Source organism: Streptococcus sp. GMD4S, from assembly GCF_000296955.1.
This window is the reverse complement of sequence record NZ_AJRE01000224.1, coordinates 1-1,420: the sequence shown is the minus strand read 5'-3', so window position 1 is coordinate 1,420 and position 1,420 is coordinate 1. Positions and strand designations below refer to the sequence as shown.

The window sequence follows — 1,420 nt, the reverse complement described above, 5'->3', positions numbered from 1 at the left end:
TATGTTGGTCTTGATGGTGCAGTTCTCGGTATTGATACCTTTGGAGCATCTGCCCCAGCACCAAAAGTATTGGCAGAGTACGGATTTACAGTTGAAAATCTAGTCAAAGTCGTTCAAAACTTGAAATAATCACAAAAATCAGAGTGAAAACTCTGATTTTTTATAACCATAAAAACAAGGCACAATCTTGTAAAAGTAGCTGAAATTTGATATAGTAGTCCTATGTAAAATACAAAGGAGAAAATACTATGGAAAATATTAGTCCAAATTTAACATTTTTGATCATGCTTGTAGGTATGTTTGCCTTGATGTTCTTTATGCAACGTTCTCAAAAGAAACAAGCACAAAAGCGTATGGAAAGCTTGAACAAGCTTCAAAAAGGCTATGAAGTCATTACAATTGGTGGGCTTTACGGAACAGTGGATGAAGTAGATACTGAGAAAGGTACAATCGTACTGGATGTAGATGGGGTTTATTTGACCTTTGAATTGGCTGCGATCAAGACCGTTTTGCCACTCAAAGAAGCTGTGACACCAGAAGGAACAGTTGTTGACGAAGGCGGAGCAATCGAAGAATAAAACGGGACCTGTCACTCCCGTTTTTCTATGAGACGAGAGGAAAAGGGATGAAAAAAATAGTATTTGTTTGCCTAGGAAATATCTGCCGAAGCCCTATGGCAGAGTTTGTGATGAAGTCCATGACGAGCGATTACCACGTCGAGAGTCGGGCAACGTCATCATGGGAACATGGCAATCCGATTCACAAGGGAACGCAAGGAATTTTCCAGCAATATCAGATTCCATATGACAAAGATAAAACATCGCTTCAGATTGGCAGGGAAGACTTTGAATCGTTCGATTACATTATCGGTATGGATGCTTCAAACGTTTCAGATCTGCGTCACATGTGTCCTCAGGAACTACAGTACAAGATCTACTCTTTTGCGGCTGAAAATGTCCCAGATCCTTGGTATACAGGAGATTTTGAGGAAACCTATGCTCGTATCACAAGTGGATGTCAAAGCTGGCTAGATCGATTAGAAAAAGAGAGTGACAATGGAAAAGCTTAAACAATTTTATGAGAAGTGTAGAGTTTACCTAACTCGTCCTAGGTTAGAGCTCGTTGCAGTAGTTGTAATGGTACTCTGTGCTCTTTCGGTATTTCTGCTAAATACGCCTAAAAAAGGTGTCTTGACACTTGATGGTGGAGCTCTTGTTTATGATGGCACCTTGGTACGTGGGAAAATGAATGGTCAAGGAACCCTGACCTTTGAAAATGGAGACCAATATACAGGTGATTTCAATAATGGAGCCTTTAATGGGAAAGGGACTTTTCAATCAAAAGATGGCTGGAAATACGAAGGTGATTTTGTAAATGGTCAGGCTGAAGGTCAAGGGAAGTTGACTACAGAGCAAGAAGT

General features: G+C 40.2%; 4 protein-coding genes. All 4 read left to right on the top strand.

The features are described 5' to 3' along the window. A partial coding sequence (locus tag GMD4S_RS14000) for a transketolase-like TK C-terminal-containing protein (protein ID WP_008289735.1) occupies positions 1-129 on the top strand: 129 nt, incomplete at its 5' end. Positions 130-257: 128 nt separating this feature from the next. Beyond that, complete coding sequence (yajC, locus tag GMD4S_RS08875) at positions 258-578, top strand: preprotein translocase subunit YajC (RefSeq protein ID WP_025168800.1); 321 nt, start codon at positions 258-260, stop codon at positions 576-578. A 47-nt stretch (positions 579-625) separates the two neighbouring features. Beyond that, positions 626-1,069: a low molecular weight protein-tyrosine-phosphatase gene (locus tag GMD4S_RS08870; protein ID WP_016893828.1), complete on the top strand. Its 444-nt coding sequence runs from the start codon at positions 626-628 to the stop codon at positions 1,067-1,069. Continuing rightward, positions 1,056-1,420: MORN repeat-containing protein (locus GMD4S_RS08865; protein WP_000413193.1), on the top strand; the 365-nt coding region annotated here is incomplete at its 3' end. The genes GMD4S_RS08870 and GMD4S_RS08865, both read left to right, overlap by 14 nt.

Bases quoted from the DNA above. Each gene is read 5' to 3' on its own strand.
- GMD4S_RS08870 (WP_016893828.1), top strand. From the start codon at position 626: ATGAAAAAAATAGTATTTGTTTGCCTAGGAAATATCTGCCGAAGCCCT.